General features: G+C 70.5%; 25 protein-coding genes and 1 tRNA gene. 6 read left to right on the forward strand and 20 right to left on the reverse strand.

The annotated features are described in order from the left end of the window. Window positions 1-2: 2 nt before the first annotated feature. From ACRVYW_RS01440 to ACRVYW_RS01470, 7 genes are all read right to left on the reverse strand, one after another. On the reverse strand, window positions 3-614 hold the full coding sequence (locus tag ACRVYW_RS01440; RefSeq protein WP_431800988.1) for a hypothetical protein: 612 nt from the start codon (window positions 612-614) through the stop codon (window positions 3-5). Window positions 615-650: 36 nt separating this feature from the next. Then, window positions 651-1,613 carry a bifunctional DNA-formamidopyrimidine glycosylase/DNA-(apurinic or apyrimidinic site) lyase gene (gene mutM, locus ACRVYW_RS01445; protein WP_431800990.1) on the reverse strand — a complete coding sequence of 321 codons (963 nt, stop codon included), beginning with the start codon at window positions 1,611-1,613 and terminating at the stop codon, window positions 651-653. A gap of 6 nt (window positions 1,614-1,619) precedes the next feature. Continuing rightward, the gene (rnc, locus tag ACRVYW_RS01450; protein WP_431801721.1) at window positions 1,620-2,333 is read right to left on the reverse strand and encodes a ribonuclease III; all 714 of its coding nucleotides are present in this window, start codon (window positions 2,331-2,333) and stop codon (window positions 1,620-1,622) included. Between the two features lie 49 nt (window positions 2,334-2,382). After that, entirely contained in the window at window positions 2,383-2,592 is a 210-nt protein-coding gene (gene rpmF / locus ACRVYW_RS01455; protein WP_040165203.1) for a 50S ribosomal protein L32, read from the reverse strand. A 2-nt stretch (window positions 2,593-2,594) separates the two neighbouring features. Next, window positions 2,595-3,155, reverse strand: coding sequence for a YceD family protein (locus tag ACRVYW_RS01460; protein ID WP_431801723.1), 561 nt, complete (start codon window positions 3,153-3,155; stop codon window positions 2,595-2,597). 83 nt (window positions 3,156-3,238) lie between these two features. After that, complete coding sequence (gene coaD / locus ACRVYW_RS01465) at window positions 3,239-3,745, reverse strand: pantetheine-phosphate adenylyltransferase (RefSeq protein ID WP_431800993.1); 507 nt, start codon at window positions 3,743-3,745, stop codon at window positions 3,239-3,241. A gap of 28 nt (window positions 3,746-3,773) precedes the next feature. Continuing rightward, window positions 3,774-5,936, reverse strand: a complete 2,163-nt coding sequence (locus tag ACRVYW_RS01470) for an ATP-dependent DNA helicase RecG (RefSeq protein WP_431800995.1) — start codon at window positions 5,934-5,936, stop codon at window positions 3,774-3,776. A gap of 101 nt (window positions 5,937-6,037) precedes the next feature. Here ACRVYW_RS01470 and ACRVYW_RS01475 point away from each other — a divergent pair, with 101 nt between their 5' ends. After that, window positions 6,038-6,616 (forward strand): 1-acyl-sn-glycerol-3-phosphate acyltransferase, encoded by a 579-nt coding sequence (locus ACRVYW_RS01475; RefSeq protein WP_431800997.1) that lies wholly within the window; start codon window positions 6,038-6,040, stop codon window positions 6,614-6,616. A gap of 74 nt (window positions 6,617-6,690) precedes the next feature. After that, entirely contained in the window at window positions 6,691-7,254 is a 564-nt protein-coding gene (gene rsmD, locus ACRVYW_RS01480) for a 16S rRNA (guanine(966)-N(2))-methyltransferase RsmD (RefSeq protein ID WP_431800999.1), read from the forward strand. A gap of 12 nt (window positions 7,255-7,266) precedes the next feature. Here the strand turns inward: rsmD and thiL are convergent, their stop codons facing one another. After that, the gene (gene thiL / locus ACRVYW_RS01485) at window positions 7,267-8,250 is read right to left on the reverse strand and encodes a thiamine-phosphate kinase (protein WP_431801001.1); all 984 of its coding nucleotides are present in this window, start codon (window positions 8,248-8,250) and stop codon (window positions 7,267-7,269) included. 22 nt (window positions 8,251-8,272) lie between these two features. Between thiL and ACRVYW_RS01490 the strand changes: the two genes are divergently transcribed. Continuing rightward, on the forward strand, window positions 8,273-8,755 hold the full coding sequence (locus ACRVYW_RS01490) for a DUF3515 family protein (RefSeq protein ID WP_431801003.1): 483 nt from the start codon (window positions 8,273-8,275) through the stop codon (window positions 8,753-8,755). A gap of 25 nt (window positions 8,756-8,780) precedes the next feature. Here the strand turns inward: ACRVYW_RS01490 and ACRVYW_RS01495 are convergent, their stop codons facing one another. From ACRVYW_RS01495 to ACRVYW_RS01525, 7 genes are all read right to left on the reverse strand, one after another. Continuing rightward, window positions 8,781-9,869, reverse strand: a complete 1,089-nt coding sequence (locus ACRVYW_RS01495) for a D-alanine--D-alanine ligase family protein (protein WP_431801005.1) — start codon at window positions 9,867-9,869, stop codon at window positions 8,781-8,783. Further along, window positions 9,775-10,881, reverse strand: a complete 1,107-nt coding sequence (locus ACRVYW_RS01500; RefSeq protein ID WP_431801007.1) for an NAD(P)H-dependent glycerol-3-phosphate dehydrogenase — start codon at window positions 10,879-10,881, stop codon at window positions 9,775-9,777. Before ACRVYW_RS01500 ends, ACRVYW_RS01495 begins: the two co-directional genes overlap by 95 nt. 13 nt (window positions 10,882-10,894) lie before the next feature. Next, window positions 10,895-11,698: a lysophospholipid acyltransferase family protein gene (locus tag ACRVYW_RS01505; protein WP_431801009.1), complete on the reverse strand. Its 804-nt coding sequence runs from the start codon at window positions 11,696-11,698 to the stop codon at window positions 10,895-10,897. Then, entirely contained in the window at window positions 11,685-13,055 is a 1,371-nt protein-coding gene (gene murA, locus ACRVYW_RS01510) for a UDP-N-acetylglucosamine 1-carboxyvinyltransferase (RefSeq protein WP_431801011.1), read from the reverse strand. Before murA ends, ACRVYW_RS01505 begins: the two co-directional genes overlap by 14 nt. Window positions 13,056-13,126: 71 nt before the next feature. Continuing rightward, window positions 13,127-13,723 carry a 3-isopropylmalate dehydratase small subunit gene (gene leuD, locus ACRVYW_RS01515; RefSeq protein ID WP_431801013.1) on the reverse strand — a complete coding sequence of 199 codons (597 nt, stop codon included), beginning with the start codon at window positions 13,721-13,723 and terminating at the stop codon, window positions 13,127-13,129. Window position 13,724: 1 nt separating this feature from the next. Next, on the reverse strand, window positions 13,725-15,188 hold the full coding sequence (gene leuC, locus ACRVYW_RS01520; RefSeq protein WP_431801015.1) for a 3-isopropylmalate dehydratase large subunit: 1,464 nt from the start codon (window positions 15,186-15,188) through the stop codon (window positions 13,725-13,727). Window positions 15,189-15,465: 277 nt separating this feature from the next. Continuing rightward, a complete protein-coding gene (locus ACRVYW_RS01525) occupies window positions 15,466-16,536 on the reverse strand; it encodes a TerC family protein (protein WP_431801017.1) in 1,071 nt (356 codons plus the stop codon). A 264-nt stretch (window positions 16,537-16,800) separates the two neighbouring features. Between ACRVYW_RS01525 and ACRVYW_RS01530 the strand changes: the two genes are divergently transcribed. Together ACRVYW_RS01530 and ACRVYW_RS01535 are read left to right on the forward strand one after the other, a co-directional pair. Next, complete coding sequence (locus tag ACRVYW_RS01530; protein WP_431801019.1) at window positions 16,801-17,361, forward strand: RNA polymerase sigma factor; 561 nt, start codon at window positions 16,801-16,803, stop codon at window positions 17,359-17,361. Next, window positions 17,358-18,488 carry a DUF4349 domain-containing protein gene (locus ACRVYW_RS01535; RefSeq protein WP_431801021.1) on the forward strand — a complete coding sequence of 377 codons (1,131 nt, stop codon included), beginning with the start codon at window positions 17,358-17,360 and terminating at the stop codon, window positions 18,486-18,488. Before ACRVYW_RS01530 ends, ACRVYW_RS01535 begins: the two co-directional genes overlap by 4 nt. A 41-nt stretch (window positions 18,489-18,529) precedes the next feature. Here ACRVYW_RS01535 and ACRVYW_RS01540 read toward each other — a convergent pair. After that, window positions 18,530-18,605, reverse strand: a tRNA-Glu gene (locus tag ACRVYW_RS01540). A gap of 123 nt (window positions 18,606-18,728) precedes the next feature. Between ACRVYW_RS01540 and ACRVYW_RS01545 the strand changes: the two genes are divergently transcribed. Beyond that, a complete protein-coding gene (locus ACRVYW_RS01545) occupies window positions 18,729-19,361 on the forward strand; it encodes an MBL fold metallo-hydrolase (RefSeq protein ID WP_431801023.1) in 633 nt (210 codons plus the stop codon). Window positions 19,362-19,447: 86 nt separating this feature from the next. Here ACRVYW_RS01545 and ACRVYW_RS01550 read toward each other — a convergent pair whose 3' ends face one another. The 4 genes from ACRVYW_RS01550 to ACRVYW_RS01565 all read right to left on the reverse strand — a co-directional run bounded on the left by ACRVYW_RS01550 (window position 19,448) and on the right by ACRVYW_RS01565 (window position 23,624). Beyond that, entirely contained in the window at window positions 19,448-19,720 is a 273-nt protein-coding gene (locus tag ACRVYW_RS01550) for an HPr family phosphocarrier protein (protein WP_431801025.1), read from the reverse strand. A gap of 61 nt (window positions 19,721-19,781) precedes the next feature. Continuing rightward, the gene (locus tag ACRVYW_RS01555) at window positions 19,782-21,848 is read right to left on the reverse strand and encodes a PTS fructose transporter subunit IIABC (protein ID WP_431801027.1); all 2,067 of its coding nucleotides are present in this window, start codon (window positions 21,846-21,848) and stop codon (window positions 19,782-19,784) included. A gap of 34 nt (window positions 21,849-21,882) precedes the next feature. Continuing rightward, on the reverse strand, window positions 21,883-22,845 hold the full coding sequence (locus ACRVYW_RS01560) for a 1-phosphofructokinase family hexose kinase (protein ID WP_431801725.1): 963 nt from the start codon (window positions 22,843-22,845) through the stop codon (window positions 21,883-21,885). Beyond that, window positions 22,842-23,624: a DeoR/GlpR family DNA-binding transcription regulator gene (locus ACRVYW_RS01565; RefSeq protein ID WP_431801029.1), complete on the reverse strand. Its 783-nt coding sequence runs from the start codon at window positions 23,622-23,624 to the stop codon at window positions 22,842-22,844. The genes ACRVYW_RS01560 and ACRVYW_RS01565 overlap by 4 nt, the downstream gene beginning before the upstream one ends. Window positions 23,625-23,937: the final 313 nt, after the last annotated feature.

The following is a 23,937-nucleotide window of genomic DNA, read 5'->3' on the forward strand; positions in this document are numbered from 1 at the left end:
CCTTAGCGCGATCGCAGAATCGCCTGCATCTTCGTGGCGTCGAATCGGTATCCGTGGCTCTCCAGGAAGTCGAGCTCATCCGCCAGCGCGCTTCCCGGGTAGTCCAGTGGATTGTGAGAGAAGGTGATCGGCTTGCCTTCGGCGATGACCCGCTCGAGGAACGGCACGTTGAAGGAGTCGAACATGTCGCGGTCCGTCAGCTGGTGCGCGTCGGCGATCGTTTCCCAGTCGTCACCGAGGCTGAAGTACGTGGCCGGCGGCACCTTGCCCTCAGCCACGTCGATGTAGCTGGCGGTTCCGGGAACCCGGAATTTGCCCAGGATCGCCTCGAGGCCGTCCGGGTTGTGCACGCTCGCCTGGAGGATGTCGACGTACTCCTGGTCGTCCATCCCCGGCGGCTTGCGCGTCGCATTCGGCACGTACGGCCGAGACGATGACCCCGGCCCCGGCACGCCGTGGCCGTGGAAGACGTCTTGCGCTCTGACCCGCCGGATGAGGTCTTCGAGGTGATCTGCGAGGTTGTCGGCGACCTGGTGGAGCTTCTCCTTGGAGTGGGCCATACCGTCGAGGGTGGCTTGCCGCAGTTCACGCAGGACGACTTTGATCGAACTCATCGGCTTCATCCTTCCATGGAGGGGAGGATGCCGACGTCATCGGCGGCGTGCGACCCGCACGTCGCCCATCGCCGAACCCGGCCGCAGCCGCTGACAGTGCGGGCAGTAGTGGCTCGAGCGATTCATGAACGACGCGCGGACGAGGGGCCGCCCGCAGCGAGGGCAGGGCTGCCCGTCACGTCCGTAGGCGTTGAGGGAGTGGGAAAAGTAGCCCGCCTGCCCGTTGACGTTGACGTACTGCGCGTCGAAGCTCGTGCCGCCCTCGGCGAGGGCCTTCTCGAGCACGGCGCGGATCTCCGCGAGCAGCCGCGTCACGGCGCGGGAAGACAGCGCCTCCCCCGCGGTCTCGGGATGGATCCGCGCCGCCCACAGCGACTCGTCGGCGTAGATGTTGCCGACTCCACTGATCACGGTCTGGTCGAGGAGGATGCGTTTGATCGCGGAGCGCTTCGCACGGACGATAGCCGAGAACCGGCGGTCGGAGAAGGCGGGGTCGAGCGGATCGCGGGCGATGTGGGCGACCTGGGAAGGCACTTCCGCGGCATCCGCTCCCCATCCGGCGGCTGCACCGTCGGGCGTCGGCACGAGGTGGTCGAGGGCGAGGGAGCCGAAGGTCCGCTGGTCGGCGAAGACGACGGCGATATCGCCGTGATCGGGGTGGGCGATGTCGAGCCGGATGCGTTCGTGGCGCTCGGGCGGCGCACCGGAGGGCCGAAGCAGCAGTTGCCCGCTCATGCCGAGGTGCCCGACGACGGCATCTCCGCCCGCCGCCACGGCATCCGCCTGGGGGCGCGGGCGGAGCGGCAGCCACAGAAATTTCCCGCGGCGCGCCGCGGCCGCGATCGTCCGTCCCGTCAGGGCTGTTTCGAAGGATGCCGCGTCGCCCGGATGCCGGGTGAGGGCACGGTCGTCCACGACCGTGACGGCCGCGATGCGAGCGCCGACGACGGCGGGCTCGAGGCCCGCGCGGACGACCTCGACCTCGGGAAGCTCCGGCATGCGCGCTCAGCCGCGCTCGGAGAGCGCGTTCCACACGGCGAGGGCGCCGGCCATCTCGGCCTGCTTCTTACTCGAGCCGGTGCCGGTGCGCGACACGTCGCCGACGGTCACCGATGCCGTGAACACGCGGTGGTGGTCCGGGCCTTCGGACGAGACCGTGTACGTCGGCGGCGCGAGCGAGAGGCGCGCCGCGAGCTCCTGCAGGCTCGTCTTCGGGTCCATCGCTGCGCCGTACCGCTCGGGGTCGGCCATGAGCGGCGCGACCAGGCGCAGGACGAGCGCGGTGGATGCCTCGGGTCCCGCCGACAGGAAGGCCGCGCCGATGACCGCCTCCATCGTGTCGGCGAGGATCGAGTCCTTGTCGCGGCCGCCGGTCTGGTCTTCACCGCGACCGAGCCGGATGTGCTCGCCGAGACCGATGCCGCGGGCCACCTCGGCGAGTGCGACCGTCGAGACGACGCTGGCGCGGCGCTTCGCGAGCGCACCCTCTTCGAGCTCGGGGTGCGTCGTGAACAGGTGGACCGTCACGGCCTGGCCGAGGATCGAGTCGCCGAGGAACTCGAGGCGCTCGTTGTGCGGCGATCCGCCGTCCTCGTAGGCGAACGAGCGGTGGGTCAGCGCCAGCGACAGAAGCTCGGGGTCGATATGGACCCCGAGCTTCTCGGTGAGGCTGGGCTTGCCGGTGAGGCTGGGCTTGCCGACGACAGAGCGAGACGCCATCGGCGTCTCGCTCTCGATCTGTGCGTCCGTCACGAAGAGGCCGCGTCGATCAGATGTCGGCGACCTTGCGGCCCTTGTACTCGAGGAAAAGCTCGGTGCCCTGCGAGTCGGTGACGACCTTCGCCTGGTGCGGGCGGCTGTAGACGACCTTACCGTTCTCGACGGTCTTGACGAGAGCGGGAGCCTCCGCCTTCCACTGGGCGCGACGCGAACGCGTGTTGGAGCGGGAGACCTTCCGCTTCGGGGGGTTACCTGCCATGATCAGCTCTTCTCTGTGTGGGAGACGTCGGGGCGCGCGCCCTCGTCGTCGTGGTCTGGTGGGGTGATGGTGTTCAGTGCGGCCAGCGCACTCCATCGCTCGTCGATCGGGGTTTCCCGCACGGTTCCTGCTGCCAGCTTCTCGCCCGTCACCGGATCGAGGCCGGGGCAATCCGGCTGGCACACCGGCTGGAAGGGAAGCGACAGGACGATCGAATCCCTGACCAGATTTTCAAGATCCACGTGGTCGTCTTGAACCTCGAAGTCGATCGCTTCCCCCTCAGAATACCCGAAGAGCTCCTGAAACTCGACTTCGACGCTCTGGGCGATGTCGGTGAGGCACCGTCCGCAGACGCCGGTGTAGCGGGAGCGGACGTCCGCCGTGACGAGGATGCCTTCATGCACCGCCTCGAGGCGCACGTCCAGATCGACGGGTTCGCCCTCCGCGACCGCGACGAGACCCTCGCCCCACTTCTCCGGCGCCGGCGCGACGACTTCGAACTCGCGCATCTCGCCCGCGCGGTGCGCGATGTCGCGCACAGGGAAAGCGAACGGACCGCTCACATGCTTTCTGACCACGTTTCCATGGTACCGGCGGACTGAGCGGCATCGGCGCGCGCGGTGACACGGGCACACCCGCGCGGACGTCAGCCGCGCGGTGCGCTTCCCGCGCCGGTGTCGAGGAAGCGTGCGACGGGACCCGGGACGAACGGCGAGACGTCGCCACCGAGCGCGGCGACCTGACGCACGAGCGAGCTCGACACGAGGGCGTGGGCGGGGTCGGGCAGGAGGAACACGGTCTCGATCTCGGCGAGGTGGCGGTTGACGATCGCCATCGGCGTCTCGTAGGCGACGTCGACCTGCGAGCGGATGCCCTTGACGAGCACGCCGGCGTTCACGTCCTGCGCGTAGTCGACGAGGAGACCGACGCTCCACGACGCCACGATCACGTTCCCCACGACGCCCTCTTCGGCGATGGACTGCTCGAGCAGCGTCAGACGCTGCGCGATCGGCAGCATGGCCTCTTTGCCGGGGTTGTGGACGACCAGGACGTGGAGCTCGTCGTAGAGCGCCGCCGCCCGGCGGATGACGTCGATGTGACCCAGCGTCGGCGGGTCGAACGAACCCGGGACGACCGCGATGCGGTTGTTCATGGCATCCAGCCTATCGGTCGGTTCCGGGTCAGTTCTTCGCGAGCGCGGCCCGCTCCTGCTGGCCGAGGCGTCGTCGCAGAGCGTCGGACAGACCCGGATGCCGCGAGAGGGCGGGGTCGTCGGCGAGGAGCCGTTCGGCGCCTTCGCGGGCCGTCTGGATGAGGTCGGCGTCGGCGACGACCCGCAGGAGGCGGAGCGATGAGCGGGCGCCCGATTGGGCGTCGCCGAGCACATCTCCCTCGCCGCGCAGCTCGACGTCGACCTCGGCGAGGGCGAAGCCGTCGGTGGTGGACGCGACCGCCTCCACGCGCGAGCGCGCGGGCGTGCCAGCAGGCGCCTCCGTCACCAGCAGACACAGGCCCGGCACCGCGCCGCGACCGACGCGTCCGCGCAGCTGGTGCAGCTGCGAGACGCCGAACCGATCGGCCTCGAGGATCACCATCGCCGAGGCGTTGGGCACGTCGACGCCGACCTCGACCACGGTGGTGGCCACCAGGACGTCGACCTCGCCCCGCGCGAACGCCTGCATGACGGCATCCTTCTGCTCGCCCGGCATCTTGCCGTGGAGGATCTCGACCCGGATGTCGGCGAAGGCGGGGTGGGATGCCAGAAGCTCGCGCACCTGGACGACGCCCCACCGTGTGCGCGGCTGTTCGCCCTCGAGCACGGGCGCGTCGTCGGGGGCGTCGACGTCCTTCTTCGTCGCCTCGGCGTCGATGGCGGCGCACACGACGAAGACCTGATGGCTCTGCGCGACCTCTTCGGCGACGCGTTCCCAGACCCGACCGAACCATCCGGGCTTCTCGGCCAGTGGAGCGACGAACGTCGTGATGCCCGCGCGCCCCGCCGGGAGTGTCCGGATGGTGGACACGTCGAGGTCGCCGAACACGGTCATCGCGACCGTGCGCGGGATCGGGGTCGCAGTGAGGACGAGCACGTGGGGCGAGGTGCCCTTCGCGCGGAGGGTCTCGCGCTGCTCGACCCCGAAACGATGTTGCTCGTCGACGACGACGAGGCCCAGATCGGCGAACGTGGTCGTTGCGCTGAGGAGCGCGTGCGTACCGACGACGATGCGCGCCTGCCCCGACGCGGCACGGAGCGCGGCCTTCCGCCGTTCGGCGGCGGGGAGCTGACCGGTGAGGAGCGTCGGCATGAGTTCGGGCGCGAGCTCGGGGCCGAGCATCCGCGCGATCGAACGCACGTGCTGAGCGGCGAGCACCTCGGTCGGCGCGATGAGAGCGGACTGTCCGCCCGACTGCGCGACCTGCAGCATGGCGCGGAGGGCCACCAGGGTCTTCCCCGACCCGACCTCGCCCTGGACCAGCCGATTCATCGGCCACGCGCCCTCGAGATCGCGGGAGATGACATCGCCGACGGCGACCTGGTCGTCGGTGCGGGTGAACGGGAGCCGCGCGTCGAAGCGCGCCAGGAGGTCGCCCGCCGGGCGGGAGGTCGCCGACATCGCACGCACGAACTGCCGTTGCTGCAGCAGCGCGGTCTGGAGGACGAACGCCTCCTGCGCGCGGAGGGTGTCGCGCGCCGGCTCCACGTCGCCGAAGTCGTGCGGCGCATGCACGAGGCGGAGGGCCGCATTCGCATCGAGCAGCGCGTGCTCACGGCGGAAGCCCTCCGGGAGCGGATCGGCGACCGGCGCGAGGCGAGCGAGCACATCGCCCACGGCCTTCTGCACCTGCCAGCTCGCGACGGTGCTGGTGGCGGGGTAGATCGGGATGGGCGTGTGCTGGCGCTCGGAGGCGTTCAGGCGTGCGGCATCCTCATCGTCGAAGAGCTCGTAATCGGGGTGCGCGAGCTGCTGCACCCCCTTGAACTGCCCGACCTTGCCGGAGAAGATCCCCTGCCGGCCCACGGTCAGCTGGGTCGCCCGCCACTTCTGGTTGAAGAAGGTGAGCGTCAACGCCCCGACGCCGTCGCTGATCACGACCTCGACGATCGAACCCTTGCGTTGACGCATGGGACGCTCGGCGACCGAGCGCACCTCGGCGACGATCGTCACCTGCTCGCCCAGCGGGAGCGACGCGATCGGCGTCAGCTCGCCGCGACGCGCGTAGCGGCGCGGATAGTGGGTGAGGAGATCGTTCACGCTCTCCATGCCGAACGCCCGGTGGAAGACGCCGGCCGTCTTCGTGCCGAGCGCGTCGTCGAGCGACGTGTCGAGCGTGAGCGAGGGCATGCGACGAGTCTAGGCACCGCCTCGGACAGCGGTGCCGGTGCGCGCGTGCATACGCCCGGCATACGCCCGGCGCGGCATATGCGCCCGGATACATTGTCAGCGTGATCCGCCGCCTCGTCGCCCGCATCTTCTGGTTCTTCAGCCGGTGGGAGCTGCGCACGGAACCCGCACCGACGCGCCCCACCGTGCTCATCGGCGCCCCGCACACGTCCAACTGGGACTTCGTCCTCATGCTCGGGATCGCGTGGCGTCTCGGCATCCCCGTGCGGTGGCTCGGCAAGGCGAGCCTGTTCTCCGGATGGCGCGGCCCGATCATGCGGGCGCTCGGCGGCATCCCGGTGCAGCGCGATGATGCCAGCCGCGTCGTCGACGAGGTCGTGGCGCGCGTCCACTCCGGCGAGGTGTTCGGCCTCGTCGTGACCCCCGACGGCACGCGCGGCGGGAACACGCACTGGAAGAGCGGCTTCTACCGCATCGCCCGCGAGACGGGCATGCCCGTCACCCTCGGCTACGTCGACCGCACGACGATGACGACCGGCCTCGGCCCGACGATCGAGCTCACCGGCGACGTCTCGGCCGACATGGACCGCATCCGCGCGTTCTACGCCGACAAGGCGGGGCTGCGCCCCGAGCGGCGCACCGAGCCGCGCCTGGCGAACGAGAGCGACGCGACCGTCTGAGGGCGCCTGATCGCCGGCCGCACGAATCGCCGCGCCAACGAATCGCCGGGCAAACGAATCGGTAGGGTGACCGTGTGACGCGCATCATCGCCGGGGCCGCGGGCTCGTTGACCCTGACCGTGCCGGATGCCGGCACCCGCCCGACGAGCGACCGCGTCCGCGAGTCGCTGTTCGGAGCCCTCGACTCCGCCGATCGCCTGCGCGCCGCGGCGGTTCTCGACCTCTACGCCGGCTCGGGGGCGCTCGGGCTCGAGGCCGCGAGCCGCGGCGCCGCGTCGGCCGATCTCGTCGAGAAGTCCCCGCGCGCGGCATCCGTCGTCGAACGGAACGCACGGGCCGTCGCGCGCGCCGTCCCGAGCGCGGTGATCCGCGTGCACCGTGCGGCGGTGGATGCCTACCTGCGCACCGCCAGCGCGACCTACGACCTCGTGTTCGTCGACCCGCCGTACGACCTCGACGATGCCGCCCTCGGCACGGCGCTCGAGCTGCTCGCTGCGCGCCTGCGCCCCGACGCGCTCGTGATCGTCGAGCGCGCCACCCGCTCAGGGCCGCCGACGCTGCCGCCCGGGCTCGAGCCGGTGCGCGACAAGCGGTACGGCGACACGACGCTCTGGTGGATCGCCCCGTCCGAGGAGTGAGCGCGGGCGGACTCAGCCGCGCCCCGCATCCCAGTCGCGGTGCGGGTCCCACCCGAGATGGCCGGTGACCGGTGCCCCCGCGATCGTGACGGGCGCCTCCCCGCGAGCGCGAGTGAGCCCGATCGCGCGGAAGCCCGGCGGTAGCTCCGTGCCCGCCGGGAACGCCGCGAGGAGCGCGTGGTCCTCTCCCCCGCGCAACGCGTCGTCGTCGAGGCCGGGGTCCAGGTCGAGGGTGACGCCGGAGGCGTCGGCGAGCCGCGTCGCGTCGAGGAGCAGACCGTCGGAGACGTCCATCATCGCCGTCGCGCCCGCGCGCGCGGCCATGACGCCGAGGTCGATGGGCGGCGACGGGCGCAGCTGCGCCGCCAGGTCCGCGCGCTCAGCGGCACCCAGAACCGCGTCGTCGACCGCGACGGGGGTTCCGGATGCGTCTCGGAAGCGGTCGAACAAGATCCGCAGCCCGCGCGCTGCCGCCCCGAGCGTCCCTGCGACCGCCAGAGCGTCACCGGGCCGGGCGCCCGAACGGAGGACGGGCGGATCGTCTCCGAGGACACCGAGCGCAGTCACGGCGATCGTGAGGGTGTCGGATGCCGTGAGGTCGCCGCCCTCGACGGCGCACCCGGGAGCCAGCGCGTCGCACGCGTCGCGGAGCCCGCGGGCGAGGTCGTCGACGACGTCGGCGCGGGTGTCGTCGGGCAGGGCGAGCGCGACGAACAGCGCCGTCGGCGCCGCTCCCATCGCGGCGATGTCGGCGAGGTTGACGGCCGCGGCCTTCCAGCCGAGGTCGTAGCCTCGGGACCAGGCGAGGCGGAAGTCCGGCCCGTGCACGAGGGTGTCGGTCGAGACGACCACGCGACCGCCCGGTACGGCGAGCACCGCGGCATCGTCGCCCGGACCGACGTCGGCGCGCGAGCTTCCCTCGAGGGCGGTGAAGATCCTCGCGAGAAGAGCTCTCTCCCCGAGGTCTCCCACGGTCGTCGCGCGTTCGGCATCCATCCCTCCACGGTAGCCTGGAGAGGTGATCCGCCCGCGTCTCGCCGCTCTCCTCGTCCTCGGCGCAGCCGCCCTGTCTCTCACATCCTGCAGCAGCACGGTGTCCCTCACGCCGGCGAAGGACGCCAACGATCCGGCGTGCGCCGAGGTCATGACCGCCGCAGGCTTTCCCGGTTCGATCGACGGCAACGAGCGCCGCTGGACCGACGCGCAGGCGACGGCCGCGTGGGTCGACGACGCGGGCCGCGTGACGGTCGTCATGAGCTGCGGCGTCGAGGTCCCGGGGCCGTCGACGCTCCCCTGCCAGACGGCCGGCGGCGTCGACTGGCTGATCGACGACAGCGAGGCGCCGAACTACCGCTTCACGACCTTCGGTCGCGAGCCGGCCGTCGAGGTCTACCTCGACTCCGACGTCGTGAGCGGACGCGCCGCCCTCGACGCGCTGGGTTCTGCGGTGCAGCAGCTGCCGCCGACCGGCGCGGTCTGCACGGAGCGGTCCGCGTCCTGACGGCGACCCGGATCCTGACGACGCGTCAGCCTCGGCGTTCGATCGCGAGGTCGATGAGTTCGCTGATGAGGTCCGGGTACGACAGGCCCGACGCGATCCAGCACGACGGGAACATCGAGATCGGCGTGAAGCCGGGCATCGTGTTGACCTCGTTGACGAAGAAGTCGGTGCCGGTGAAGAAGAAGTCGACGCGGGAGAGCCCCTCGCCGCCGACCGCGTCGAAGGCGCGCGCCGCGATGCGCTGCATCTCGGCGAGTTCTCCCTCGCGGAGCTCCGCCGGGCACACCAGCTCCACCCCGGCGGCGCCGAGGTACTTCGCCTCGAAGTCGTAGAAATCGCGGCCGGAGACGACGATCTCACCGGCCACACTCACCCGCGGCGGCGCGCCGTCGCGGCCCTGCAGGACACCGCACTCGACTTCGCGGCCGACGACGGCCTGCTCGACGAGCACGGTCTCATCCTCCGCGAAAGCGACATCGAGGGCACCGTCGAGCTCGCTCCACTCCGACACCTTCGAGACGCCGACGCTCGACCCCGCGCGTGCGGGCTTGACGAACACAGGCAGTCCGAGCGAGCGGACGCGGCGCTCCCACAGGGCACGGTCGTGCTCGAGCGCCCGCCGCGTGAGGGTTACCCACGGCACGACCGGAACGCCCGCCGAGGTGAGGATGCTCTTGGTGGTGTGCTTGTCCATGCCGATCGCAGACATGAGCAGACCGGCGCCGACGTACGGCAGGTCGAGGAGCTCGAGGAATCCCTGGATCGTCCCGTCCTCGCCGAACCGGCCGTGCAGGATGGGGAAGACGACGTCGACGTCGCCGAGCGAGCGGATGCCGTCGGCATCCGCGACCTTCAGTTCTCGGGTGAGGACCGAATCGGGCCAGATGATGCGCGTGCCGTTGTCGACGACTTCGGGCAGGCGCGCGGGGTCGAGGGCGAACTTGTCGGGGTCGTCTTCCTCGAGGATGAACGCACCGTCGCGGGTGATCCCGACCGGGATGACGTCGAAGCGCTCGCGGTCAATCGCCCGCAGGACGCCTCCCGCCGTGGCGGAGCTTATCGAGTGCTCGCTGGAGCGACCGCCGAAGAGCACCGCCACCACCGTTCTGTCCATCCTGGGTCCTCTCACCGGTGGGCTTGTCGTCGTCGGTCGTCAGGTGCGGCGCGATCTCGCGCGGGTTCATCGTGCCGTCGAGAACCATCTTCACCTGCTCGACGATCGGCATCTTGACCCCCGCGGCGTGGGCGAGGTTCAGAACCGGCGCGACGGAGGCGAGACCCTCGGCGGTCTGGTTCATCTGCTTGACGACGTCTTGGAAGCTGTAGCCCTGCCCGAGGAGGCGCCCCGCGGTGTTGTTGCGGCTGAGGGGCGACTGGCAGGTGGCGATGAGGTCGCCGAGGCCGGCGAGCCCCTGGAGCGTCTCGGACTGGGCACCGTAGGCGACGGCGAAGTCGGTCATCTCGACGAGGCCGCGGGTGATGATCGACGCTTTGGTGTTCTCGCCGTAGCCGACGCCGTCGACGATCCCGATCGCGACGGCGATGAGGTTCTTCAGGACGCCGCCGAACTCGGTGCCGATGACGTCGGTGTTCACGAACGTGCGGAAGTAGGCGTTCCGTGCGCGCCGCGCGACGGCCTCGGCGGTCTCGCGGCTCGTCGACGAGATGACGGCGGCGGTGGGCTGCTCGCGCGCGATCTCGAGGGCGAGGTTGGGGCCGGATGCCACGGCGATACGGGCCGGGTCGCAGTGCAGCTCCTGTTCGAGCACCTGACTCATGCGCAGTCCCGTACGCTTCTCGACGCCCTTCATCAGCGAGACGATGGGGGCATCGGTGGCCGAGATGAGCGGGCGGACGGCTTTGAGGTTCTGTCGCAGCGCCTGACTGGAGATCGCGAAGTAGACCTGCGAGGCGCCGTCGAGCGCTTCGGCGAGGTGACTGGTCGCCGACATGTTGCGGGGCAGGTTCACGCCCGGGAGGTACTCGCTGTTGCGGTGCCCCTCCTGGATCTCCTGCGCGAGCTCGGCGCGGCGCGCCCACATGACCACGTGCGCGCCGCCGTCGGCGAGGACCTTGCCGAAGGTGGTCCCCCAGCTTCCCGAGCCGATCACGGCGACGCGAGGCATCCCGGGTTCGTGCTTACGACTCAAGGCGCCCCGTCTCGCTCTGGCCGTGGACGGCCGGGTCCCAGCGCTCGGCGGGCGGCTGCTCCTGGCGCAGGTCGCCGAGAAGCCCCGAGATCGCCGCCATCACGATGTCGGTGGAGGCGGTGAGGTTGGCGTTCCCGTGAGGTAGGGCGCGGTAGGCGTCGAGATCGACTGCGGGCCCGACCTTCACCCGCACGCGCTTGCGCGGCGGCCAGAGGCTCAGCTTGCCGTAGCGCGGCAGGATCTGCTGCACCCCCCACGTCGCCATGGGGATCACCGGGATGCCGCCGGCCAGCGCCAGGCGGACGGCCCCGGTCTTGCCGCACATGGGCCAGAGGTCGGGGTCGCGCGTGAGCGTGCCCTCGGGGTAGACGATGACGCCGCGGCCGTGTGCGACGAGGTCGGCCGACTGGGTGATGGTCTGCTTGGCGGAGGAGGCCGACGCGGAGCGCGCCACCGGCACCATCCCGGTCGCGCGCAACGCGGCGCCCAGCACCGGCACGCGGAACAGGCTCTCCTTCGCCATGAACCGCGGCGCGCGCCCCATCCGCCACGTCGCGACGGCGACGATGATCGGGTCGAACTCGCTGTAGTGGTTCGGGGCGAGGACGTAGGGGCCTTCGATCGGGAGGTTCTCTGCGCCCTCGATCTCGATCTTCGTGATGAATCCCGCCAGCGGGACGACGATGGCCGCGAGGGGCCAGAAGACGCTGGGGCGGCGCTTCTCCGCCGACGCGCGACGGCGCGGACGCGGCGCCACCGTGGTGCTCTCGTCCACCGGGTCAGCCGACGACATCGAAGTCGGCGCCGAGGGCGGTGAGTTTGTCCAGGAACTTCTCGTAGCCGCGGCGGATGATCTCGACGTTGCGAACGGTCGACTCCCCCTCGGCGGTGAGGGCGGCGATGACGTAGCTGTACCCGCCGCGGAGGTCGGGCACCACGACATCGGCGCCGTGCAGCGGCGTGGGGCCGTTGATGACGGCGGCCTGCTCGAGCGCGCGGCGGGCGACGCGACGCTCGGGGCTCGCGATGCCCTCGGGGTGCACGACGATGTCGGCGCCCATCTTGTTAAGCGCCTGTGTGAAGCCGAGACGGTTCTCGTACACCGTCTCATGGACGGTGGACGTGCCATGCGCCTGCGTCAGCGCGACGATCAGCGGCTGCTGCCAGTCGGTCATGAATCCGGGGTGGACGTCCGTCTCGACGACGACGGGCTTCAGCTCGCCGCCCCGGCGGAAGCGGATACCGTCCTCTTCGATGTCGAAGTCTCCCCCGACCTTCCGGAAGACGTTGAGGAAGGTGAGCATCTCCTGCTGCTTCGCGCCGCCGACGAAGATGTCGCCGTCGGTCGCGAGCGCGGCGCACGCCCATGACGCGGCCTCGTTGCGGTCGAAGATGCTGCGGTGGTCGTACCCGCGGAGGGAGTCGACGCCCTCGATGAAGATGACGCGGTTGGGCTCGTACGAGATGATCGCGCCCATTTTCTGGAGCACCGCGATGAGGTCCATGATCTCGGGCTCGATCGCCGCTCCGCGCAGCTCCGTCGTTCCCTTCGCGCGCACGGCCGTGAGCAGCACCTGCTCGGTCGCCCCGACGCTCGGGTAGGGAAGGCTGATGTCCGCTCCGTGCAGGCCCTCGGGCGGCGCCGACAGCCGGATGCCGCTCGGCAGCTTGTCGACGGTCGCGCCGAAGGCGCGCAGCGCGTCGAGGTGGAAGTCGATGGGTCGGTCGCCGATCCGGCATCCGCCGAGGTCCGGGATGAACGCCTGCCCCAGCAGGTGCAGCAACGGCCCGCAGAAGAGGATCGGGATGCGCGAGGCGCCCGCGTGGGCGTCGATCTCCTCCATGTGCGCCGAGACGGCGCCGCGCGGGTCGAGCCGCAGCACGCCGTCGCCGTCGTCCTGGATCGCGACGCCGTGGACTTCCAGCAGCGAACGCACGACCTTCACATCGCTGATGTCGGGCACGTCGCGCAACACACTCTCGGTCTCACCGAGAAGAGACGCGACCATCGCCTTGGTGGCGAGGTTCTTCGCCCCCTTCACCTCCACACGCCCGACGAGCGGCCGCCCCCCACGGATCACGAGCAGCTGTCCCGCGTCGTCCTTATCGCCGGGCTGAGACGCTGCCGAAGCGCTGAGGAGGGTGTTCATTCGATGGGACCTCACATTGTGTATCGAGGGCGGGCCTGCTCTTCCCCGGGTGCGGGGCTGCCGGGCTCGGGCTAGCGAACGGGGAGCGTTCGCGGCCGCCACGCCTCTCGGCGCGCCTCGAACTGCGCGATCTTGTCTTCGCTGCGCAGCGTGAGCCCGATGTCATCGAGCCCTTCGAGGAGCCGCCATCTAGTGTAATCGTCGATGTCGAACGGGACGCGGAGGTCACCCAGCGCGGCGGTGCGCTCGACGAGGTCGACCGTCATCTCCACGCCCGGGTCGGCCGCGATCGCCGCCCACAGCGCCTCGACGTCGCTCTCGGAGACGACACCCGTGACGAGCCCCTGCTTGCCGGCGTTGCCGCGGAAGATGTCGGCGAACTTGGGGCTGAGCACCACCCGGAAACCGTAGTCGCGAAGCGCCCAGACGGCGTGCTCGCGACTCGAGCCGGTGCCGAAGTCGGGGCCGGCGACGAGGATGGATGCCGAGGAGTACGCCGGCTGGTTGAGGACGAACTCCGGGTCCTGTCGCCAGTTGGCGAACAGGGCGTCCTCGAAGCCCGTCTTCGTCACGCGCTTGAGGTAGACGGCGGGGATGATCTGGTCGGTGTCGACCGCCGAACGGGTCAGCGGGGCGGCAATACCGGTGTGCGTCGTGAACTTCTCCATGTCAGGCCTCCACCGTCTCGCGGGCGGGCAGATCGGCGGGGCTCGCGAGCCGGCCCATGACGGCGGTCGCGGCGGCCACGAGCGGCGACACGAGGTGCGTCCGTCCGCCCTTCCCCTGGCGACCTTCGAAGTTCCGGTTGCTCGTCGACGCGCAACGCTCGCCGGGAGCGAGCTGGTCGGGGTTCATGCCGAGGCACATCGAGCACCCGGCGAATCGCCACTCGGCGCCGAAGTCGGTGAAGACCTTGTCGAGTCCCTCGGCCTCCGCCTCGAGGCGCACGCGCGCGGAACCCGGCACCACCATGACGCGAACACCATCGGCCTTCGTCCGCCCCTCGATCACCGACGCGAACGCGCGGAGGTCCTCGATGCGACTGTTGGTGCAGGAGCCCATGAAGACGGCATCCACCGGCACGTCCTTCAGCTTCGTACCCGGGGCGAGGTCCATGTACTCGAGCGCGCGCTCAGCGGCGGCGCGCTCGTTCGCGTCGTCGAAGGATGCCGGGTCGGGCACGACGTCGCTCAGCGACGCACCCTGCCCGGGGTTCGTGCCCCACGTGACGAAGGGTTCGAGCTCGTTCGCGTCGAGGAACACCTCGGCGTCGTAGACGGCGCCCTCGTCGGAGGGGAGCGTGCGCCAGTAGGCGACGGCGTCGTCCCAGTCCTGACCGGTCGGCGCGTGCGGGCGACCCTTCACGTAGGCGAACGTGGTCTCGTCGGGGGCGACCATGCCGGCGCGGGCGCCCGCCTCGATCGACATGTTGCACATCGTCATCCGGCCCTCCATGGAAAGGGAGCGGATCGCGCTGCCGCGGAACTCGAGCACGTACCCCTGGCCGCCGTTGGCGCCGATCTTCGCGATGATCGCGAGGATGATGTCCTTCGCCGTCAGGCCCGGGCGGAGCTCTCCCTCGACGGTGATCGCCATCGTCTTGAAGGGCTTGAGCGGCAGGGTCTGCGTCGCGAGGACGTGCTCGACCTCGCTCGTGCCGATGCCGAACGCCATCGCCCCGAACGCGCCGTGGGTCGAGGTGTGACTGTCGCCGCAGACGACGGTGATGCCGGGCATCGTGAGCCCGAGCTGGGGGCCGACGACGTGGACGATGCCCTGCTCCTTGTCGCCGAGGGAGTGCAGGCGCACGCCGAACTCCTCGGCGTTGCGGCGCAGGGTCTCGATCTGCGTGCGGCTCGTGAGGTCGGCGATCGGCTTGTCGATGTCGAGCGTCGGGGTGTTGTGGTCCTCGGTCGCGATCGTGAGGTCGAGGCGGCGCACGGGGCGTCCTTCGGCCCGGAGGCCGTCGAACGCCTGCGGGCTCGTGACCTCGTGCACGAGGTGCAGGTCGATGTAGACGAGGTCGGGCTCGCCGTTCTCGCCTTTGACCACGAGGTGGTCGTCCCAGACCTTCTCGGCGAGGGTGCGCGGGCGATCGGGAAGCTCGTGCGGGCGATCAGAAGTGGAAGTCATGTCGGTCTCGTTCTCCAGGAGTGGGGATCAGCCCAGCGCGAACTCCGCGACGAGAGAGGGCTCAGAACGAGATCTCGCCGCGGCCGCTAAGAAGGAGGCGAGCGATCCGCATGGCAGTCACCTTACCACCGGTCCCGGGGGGCTCCTTCCCCCGCACGCCCTCGCACCCTCCCCCACACGCGAGATCACGCGAAGGGTCGCGACACGCGGCGCGCACGCTCGGCTCGGCCGCGTGTCGCGACCCCTCGCGGTGCGTAGGTGAGGTGTGAGGGGATCGTCAGGGGCCGTCGACGGTGGGCGGCGTGCCCTTCTCGTCGGCGACGGCTTCGGCGGCCTCGACGGGAGTCGAGGGCACCTGCCCGGCAGGCGCGGCGCGGCGCTCGCGGCGCGCGGCGATGAGGCTCGCGACGGTCGCGACGATCATCGAGAGGATGATGACGCCGAGCGACATCCAGGTCGAGATCTCCGGCGCCCATTCGATGTGCTCGCCGCCGTTGATGAACGCGAGCTCGTTGACGTGCATCGCGTGGAAGAAGAGCTTCACGCCGATGAAGGCGAGGATGAACGCGATGCCGTAGTGCAGGTACTTGAGTCGGTCGAGCAGGTCGCCGAGGAGGAAGTACAGCTGGCGGAGGCCCATGAGCGCGAACAGGTTCGCGGTGAACACGATGAAGGGGTTCTGCGTGATGCCGAAGATCGCCGGGATCGAGTCGATCGCGAAGAGGAGGTCGGTCATGCCGATCGCGACGAAGACGATGAGCATGGGCGTGAACATCTTCTTGCCGCCCACGACGGTGCGGATCTTCGAGCCGTCGTAGCCGTCGCTGATGTCGATCGTGCGGCGCAGCTGCCGGACGATGAAGGACTCCTTCTTCACTTCGTCGTCGTGATCGTCTCCGGGGAACGCCTGACGCCACGCGGTCCAGATGAGGAAGGCGCCGAAGATGTAGAACACCCAGCTGAACTGCTCGATGATCGCGGCACCCAGGAGGATGAAGATGCCGCGGAGCACGAGGGCGATGATGATGCCCACCATCAGGACTTCCTGCTGGTAGCGGCGGGGCACCGCGAACTGGTTCATGATGAGCACGAACACGAAGAGGTTGTCGATCGAGAGGCTGTACTCGGTGAGCCATCCGGCGATGAACTGCCCGGCGAATTCGTGGCCGGCGAACACCCACAGGAGCCCCGCGAAGATCAGGGCCAACGCGACGTAGAACACGACCCAGAGGGTCGACTCCTTGGTCGAGGGGATGTGCGGGCGCTTGAGGATCAGCAGCAGGTCGGCGGCGAGGATGAGCACCAGCACGATGAGCGATCCGACTTCGAACCAGACAGGGAGCTCCATGCGGGCCTTTCGGAGGGGACGGGTCAGGTCGAAAGTCTCTCCCCCGCTCGACGATGGCCGACGCGGCGCGCACCCGGGGCTGCGACGACGGAGCCCGTCCTGACGGATGCGCGATACGGGATACTCCCTCTCGCTCGACAAGAGTACTCCCCGGACAGGACGCCGACACGCCCTCGGCCCTCGCTCCCCCGCACCCGCCCCGCACGCACCTGAGACGATGCCGGGGAGCGGGACACTGACAGGGTGGGAACAGACGAGGAGAGCATGACGGAGACGACCGCGCCCAGCGACGCCGAACTCGTCGCCGCCGCAGCCGGCGGCAGCGACGACGCGTTCCGTGCGCTCTACCGCGCGTACGCGCGCCCCGTGTACTGGCTCGCGCACTCGCTCGTGGGAACGGCGGCGGATGCCGAGGACGTGCTGCAGGAGACCTTCTTCGCCGCCTGGCGGAAGCTTCCCGGGCTCGAACTCGCCGGGGAGTCGCTCCTCCCCTGGCTCGTGACGATCTGCCGCTTCCAGAGCGCCAACCGCATCCGCAGGCAGCACCGCGACCGCACCCGCACGGCGGCCGCGGTGGACGAGACGATCCCCGCGACCGTCGACGTCGAGAAGCAGGTCGTCGACGCCGCTCTCGTCGAGCGCGTGATCGCCGAGGTCGGCACGCTGAGTCCACTCGACCAGCAGATCTTCCGCCTGTGCGCGGCGGAGGGGTATGCCTACCAGGCTGCCGCCGATGAGCTCGGCGTCTCGCACGCCGTCGTCCGCAATCGTCTGTCCCGCATCCGCACCCGTCTGCGCACCACCATCGAACCGGAGTCGACATGACCGGAGGAGACATGAACATCGACGACATCACCCTGCCCGAACTGACGGACCTGCGTCTCGACGAGATCGAGACGGAGCTGTTCGCCCGTATCGCCGACGAGCGCCGTGACGCGCGCGCCGAGCAGGAGGCGGCGCGCCGCGTCGCAGATGCCGAGAGGGCGCGGGCGCGTGCCGCCCGCCGGGGCCGCATCTGGATGGGCGCCGCCGCTGCGGCGGCCGTCGTCGCCGTCGCGGCGATCATCGCCCCCCAACTGGGCGGCGGGTCCGTCGTGGGCACCGCCTCGGAGCCGCTCGTCCTCAACGGCGCGCGCGGCGACGCGTACTCGGTACCCGAGGTGGGGAGCGAGGACGCGCCGCTCGTGGCGACCGGCGCGGCCGCGACCGCCGCCGGCGCGAAACGTGAGATCGTCGCGACCGCGAGCGCGAGTCTCACGGTGGACGACACGAAGGATGCCGCCGACGCGATCACCGATGAGGCGACGACCGCGGGCGGCTACGTCGAGGCGCTCAGCCTCGGCGGCGGCCAGGCGGTGACACCCGAGGGCGCCCTCGTCGACACGTCGAGCTACCCGGCGCCCACCGGCGCTTGGATCTCGGTCCGGATCCCGGCCGACCGCCTCACCGATGTCCTGTCGGGGCTGTCGAAGCTCGGCGAGGTGACCGCCTCGCAGGTCGACCGGCGGGACGTCACGACCGAGGCCGTCGATCTGCGTGCGCGGGTCGATGCGCTCCAGGCATCCGTCACCCGTCTCACCGAGCTCGTCGCGCAGGCGTCGTCGACCTCCGATGTGATCGCGGCGGAGTCGGCGCTGTCGGAGCGGCAGGCCGAGCTCGACTCTCTGCGTCAGCAGCTCACCCTGCTCGACGACCAGGTGGCCATGTCGACGCTCACGGTCTCGCTCACCGAGCCACAGCCTGCCGCCACCGCCGATCCGGCCGGGTTCGGCGACGGGGTCGCCGCCGGGTGGCACGGTCTCGTCGCGACGCTCAACGGCCTCGTGATCGCGCTCGGCTTCCTGCTCCCCTGGCTCGCGGTGATCGCCGTGCTGGGCGCTGTGGTGTGGGGCATCCGCCGCGCCCTGCGGCGCCGCCGCGCGCGGAGCGTCGAGGTCTCCGAAGAGGCCTGACGAACGAAGAAGCCCGGTCCGAGTGGACCGGGCTTCTTCCGTGGTGACCCCAGCGGGATTCGAACCCGCGTTACCGCCGTGAGAGGGCGGCGTACTAGGCCGCTATACGATGGGGCCGTACTTTTTCGCTGCGTAAGCAACCGTTCGATTATGCCATGGCGTGCATGCCCGCGCCAAATCGAGGCGGCGGCGCACCGCGCGGGGCTTGCGAGGGCGGCCCCCCGCGCGTTGACTGTCGCCATGCGCATCACGAAGCACGAGCACGCCTGCCTGCGACTGGAGCTCGAGGACCGCGTCGTCGTGATCGATCCGGGCTCGTTCACCCTCCCCCTCGAAGACATCCACGGCCTCGTCGCGGTGGTCATCACCCACGAGCATCCCGACCACTGGACGCCCGAACACCTCGCGCGCATCCGCAAGCGCTACCCCGAGGTGCCCGTCTACGGCACCGCGGGGACGGCAGCGGCGGGCGACGACATCATCACCGTCGCCCCTGGAGACACGGTGACCGCCGGGCCTTTCACGATGACCTTCCACGGCGGCACGCACAACGTCATCCACGAGTCGATCCCGACGATCGCGAACGTGGGCGTGCTCGTCAACGACGACTTCTACTACCCGGGCGATTCGTACGCCGTGCCGAAGGACGCCGACATCCGCATGCTGGCCGCGCCGATCGGCGCGCCGTGGCTGAAGATCGGCGAGGCGATGGACTTCGTCCTCGCTGCGAAGCCCCACCGCGCGTTCGGGACGCACGACATGACCCTCTCGCGCATCGGCCTCGACATGCACCGCGCGCGGCTGAAGTGGGCGACCGAGCAGCACGGCGGCGAGTTCGTCGTGCTCGAACCGGGCCAGTCGGTCGAGGTCTGAGCCCCGCGCCCGTTCCCGGGCCGGAACAACGGATGCCGCGGCGCCCGGTGTCGGGCGGCCGCGGCATCCGTGTGTCGCGAGAGGACTCAGGCCTCGGCGTCGTGATCCGTCTCGAGGAACTGCACGAGCGTGTCGAGGGCCTCGTCGGCACCGTCGCCCTCGGCCTTGAGGGTCACGACAGTGCCCTGCGTGGCGCCGAGACCCATGAGCGTGAGGATGCTGCCCGCGTTGAGGTCGGGGCCGCCCTCGACGGCGATGGTGACCGGCACGCCGGTCTGCTGGACCGCCTGGACGAAGAGCTTCGCAGGGCGGGCGTGCAGTCCGGAGCTGCTGGCGACGGTGGCCTGGCGTTCTGCCATGGGATCATCCTCCATTGATGAGAGACGAGTGTTTCGTGGGACGAGGGTCGTCGGTTCGAGACTATGCCGTCGCGACCGCAGGCGATAGCGATTCGGCGCCGGAGGTAACGGCATCCGGCGTGCGGCGCCGCGCGAACCGCTTGAGGGCGACGACGGTGAAGGCCGAGACCACGGTGCCGGCGGCGATCGCGACGAGCCAGAGCCAGAAATTGTCGATCGCGAAGAAGACGAACACGCCTCCGTGCGGCGCCTTGCTCGTCACGGCGAAGGCCATCGACAGCGCACCGGTCACCGCTCCCCCGACCATCATCGCGGGGATGACGCGGAAGACGTCGGCGGCGGCGAACGGGATCGCGCCCTCGGAGATGAACGCGGCGCCCAGCAGCCACGCCGCCTTGCCGTTCTCCCGCTCGGGCTCGGTGAAGATCTTCCGGTCGATGACCGTCGAGGCGAGCGCCATAGCGAGCGGCGGGACCATGCCGGCCGCCATGACCGCGGCCATGATCTGCAGATAGCGCTCGTCGCCCGCGATGCCGGCGGCGAGGTTGGCGGTCGCGAAGCCGTACGCCACCTTGTTGACCGGCCCGCCGAGGTCGAAGCACATCATGAGGCCGAGGACGATGCCGAGGATGACGACGCCGACGCCGGTGAGGCTCGAGAGCCAATCGTTGAGGACGCCCATGAGCCACGCGATCGGTCCGCCGAGGACGAGCAGCATGAGTCCCGCGGCGAAGATCGAGGCGAGGAGCGGGATGATCACGACCGGCATGAGGCCGCGCAGCCAGCGCGGCACGTCGAGGCTGTTGAGCCACCATGCGGCAAGACCCGCGAGCAGACCGCCGACGATGCCGCCGAGGAAGCCCGCACCCATGAACGCGGCCACCGCACCCGCCGCGAAGCCCGGTGCGATGCCGGGGCGATCGGCGAGACCGTACGCGATGTATCCGGCGAGGGCGGGGACGAGGAAGCCGAACGACAGTCCACCGATCTGGAACGCGGCGGCGCCGAGGTAGTAGCCGAGGCCCTCGGGCGGCAGGTTCCACAGCGTGTAGTTCTGCAGGGTGGCGACCGCGTTGGAGACTCCGTCGGCGTTGCTGAGCGCGATGCCGTAGCCGGCGAGCAGGAACCCGAGGGCGATCAGCAGACCGCCACCCGCGACGAACGGGATCATGTAGCTCACGCCGGTCAGGAGCGACCGCTTGATCGCGCCTCCGACCGACGACGAACCACCCTCGGAGCGTGCGGCAGCGGCGGTGTCGGCGTTGCCGCTGACGTGGGCGGCCAGCGGATCGTCGACCGCGGCGACCGCCTCTTCGATGAGCCGCAGCGGCTCCTCGATACCCTTCTTGACCGGCACGCACACCACGGGCTTCCCCGCGAACCGCTGCTGGTCGCGCACGTCGACGTCGACCGCGAAGATCACGGCATCCGCGTCGTCGATGACCGCCTGCGGGAGTGCCTTGTACCCCGACGAGCCCTGCGGCTCGACGACGAGATCGACACCCGCCTTCTGGCCGGCTGCCGTCAGCGCGTCGGCGGCCATGAAGGTGTGCGCGATGCCCGTCGCACACGCGGTGACCGCGACGATGCGGGCGGGGCGCCCGTGGACGGAGAGGCCGGCGTCGGCGGATGCCGCGGCTGCAGCGGCCGCGGCCGGTGCGGCCGACGGTGCGGGAGCGTCGGTGACGGCGGCCTGCACGAGGGCCACGACCTCCTCCGGCGTCGCTGCGGCCCGAAGGCCCGCGGTGAAGTCGTCACGCATGAAGGCGCGGGCGAGGCGGGAGAGGACGGCCAGGTGCTCCTCCGCGGCGGTGTCGGGCGCCGCGATCAGGAACACGAGGTCAGCGGGGCCGTCGGGGGCGCCGAAGTCGACGCCCGGCTTCAGGCGCGCGAAGGCGAGGGTCGCCTCGCGGACCGCCGGGCTCTTGGCGTGCGGGATCGCGATGCCGCCGGGCAGTCCCGTCTCGTCGGTCTCCTCGCGCTTCCACGCATCGGCGGCGAGGGCGACGGCGTCGGTCGCGCGTCCGGTCGCGGCCACGCGGGCTGCGAGGGCGTCGATGACCGCTCTCTTGTCGGTGCCGAGCGGCTCGTCGAGACGGACGAGCTCCGGCGTGATGATGTCGGACACGGTGACCTCCAGTGGTCGTTCTCGGTGGTTCTCGCTACTGCGGGAGAAGGGAGCGCACGGGCACCTCGCCGGTGGGAAGTTGGGCGCGAGTGGGAGCCTGCGTCCCCGGGAGTGCCGCGGCGGCGGAGCCGTAGCGGATGCCGGAGCGCAGGCATTCCTCGGGGCCTGCGCCGCGACTCTCGGCGAGCAGGAACCCGGCGAGGGCGCTGTCGCCCGCGCCGACGGTGCTGCGGACGCGGGTGGGCGGGGCTTCGCCGAACCAGGCCCCGGCGGCGGTGACGAGCACGGCACCGGCCCCACCGAGCGTCACGAAGGCCGCGCCGACCCGGCTCGGGACGAGATCCGCCGCGATCGACGCGACGGCGCCTGCGAGCGGCACGGCGGGATCGAGGCGTCGTCCGCTGAGCTCGGCCAGTTCGTCGTCGTTGGGCTTGATGAGGTCGGGGGTACCCTGCGCGACGACGGCGTCGAGCGCGGCACCCGACGTGTCCACGGCGATCCGCGGTGCGACCTCACCCGCTCGCGCGCTCGCGGCGCGGACCGCCGAGATGACGTCGACATAGAAGCCGTCGGGCAGCCCGGGCGGGAGGGACCCGGCGAGGACGAGCCACCGCGCCCCTGCCGCCGCGGCGACGACCGCGTCGATGAGCGCGGCGCCGTCGGATGCGTCGCGAGGGACGCCGGGGAGATTGATCTTCGTGGTGACCCCAGCCGGGTCGGCGATCGTGAGGTTCGCGCGGGCCGCGCCGCGCAGAGGCACCGGTGCGAACGGGATCGCGCTCGCGCGCAGCACGAGGGCGAAGGGGTCGTCCTCGGCGAGGGGCAGGACGGCGAGGCTCTCCTCGCCAGCGGCGCGGATCACGCGGGTCACGTTGATGCCCTTGCCACCGGCATCCTCGCGTGCGGACGCCGCGGGCTGCACCTCTCCCGCCCGGAGCGACGCCTCGAGGGTCACGGTGCGATCGAGCGAGGGGTTGGCGGTGAGCGTGACGATCATGCGAGCCACACCTCCGCATCGGCGAGGCGGAGCGCGTCGTCGAGGTCGCTGCCGGGCGCGGCGTCGGAGACGAGCACGTCGATCTCGTCGACGGCGCCGAACGAGACGAGCAGTTCCGCATCGAGCTTCTCGGCGTCGGCGAGCACGATCGTGCGGCGGGATGCCGCGATGATCGCCCTCTTGACCGCTGCCTCGTCGGGGTCGGGGGTGCTGAGCCCGAAGGATGCCGACAGGCCGTTCGTGCCGATGAAGGCGATGTCGGGGCGCAGGCGAGAGATCGCATCGACGGTCTGCGCGCCGACCGCCGCGGCGGTGAGTCCGCGCACACGCCCGCCGATCGCGGTCAGGGACAGGCCGGGAGCGCCGGCGAGAAGGTGCGCGACGGTCATGGAGTGCGTGACGACCTCGAGCACGCCCGCGCCCTGCGACCTGCGACCGAGGAGCGTCGCGAGGGCGGCGGTCGTCGTACCGGCGTCGAGGTACACCGAGCCCTCGAATCCCGCCGGCAGGGCGTCGAGTGCGCGGGAGGCGATGGCGAGCTTCGCTTCGCTCCGCCGAGTGCCGCGCTCAGCGAGGGAAGTCTCGGCGGTGCTCGTGCGGGTGCGGGCGACGGCACCTCCGTGCACGCGGCGGATCGCTCCGGTCTGCTCGAGCTGGTCGAGGTCGCGCCGGACCGTCTCGGTGGTCACTCCGAAGCGGCGCGCCAGGTCGACGACCACCACGCGACCCTCGGCCGCGATGAGGCTCTCGATGAGTTGCTGTCGCTCCGTCGCGTACATGACGCCCTCCTTCAGACATCCACACATTACAACACAGTTCAACATCTGCACAAGCATTCGCAGATGGCCGGCAGTAGCCTCTGTGTCCAGACCCTGAGCGACTGTGTTGTGGGATGCCTACAAGACACCCAGACTCATCGCGGATGACACTTGGTGTCAGCCGGAAGATCCTGACGCGTTCCCGGAGGATCACGCGCGGTGCTGTTACCGTCATGACGCTCTCCCGACGCATCTGGGACGCGGACCATCCGACCGCGGCGCCAGAGAGGACTTCACCAGGTCCGCCGTCGCCCGGCGCCCGCCGGAACACACA

The sequence above is a fragment of the Microbacterium sp. bgisy203 genome, assembly GCF_965345155.1.
Lineage (GTDB): Bacteria > Actinomycetota > Actinomycetes > Actinomycetales > Microbacteriaceae > Microbacterium.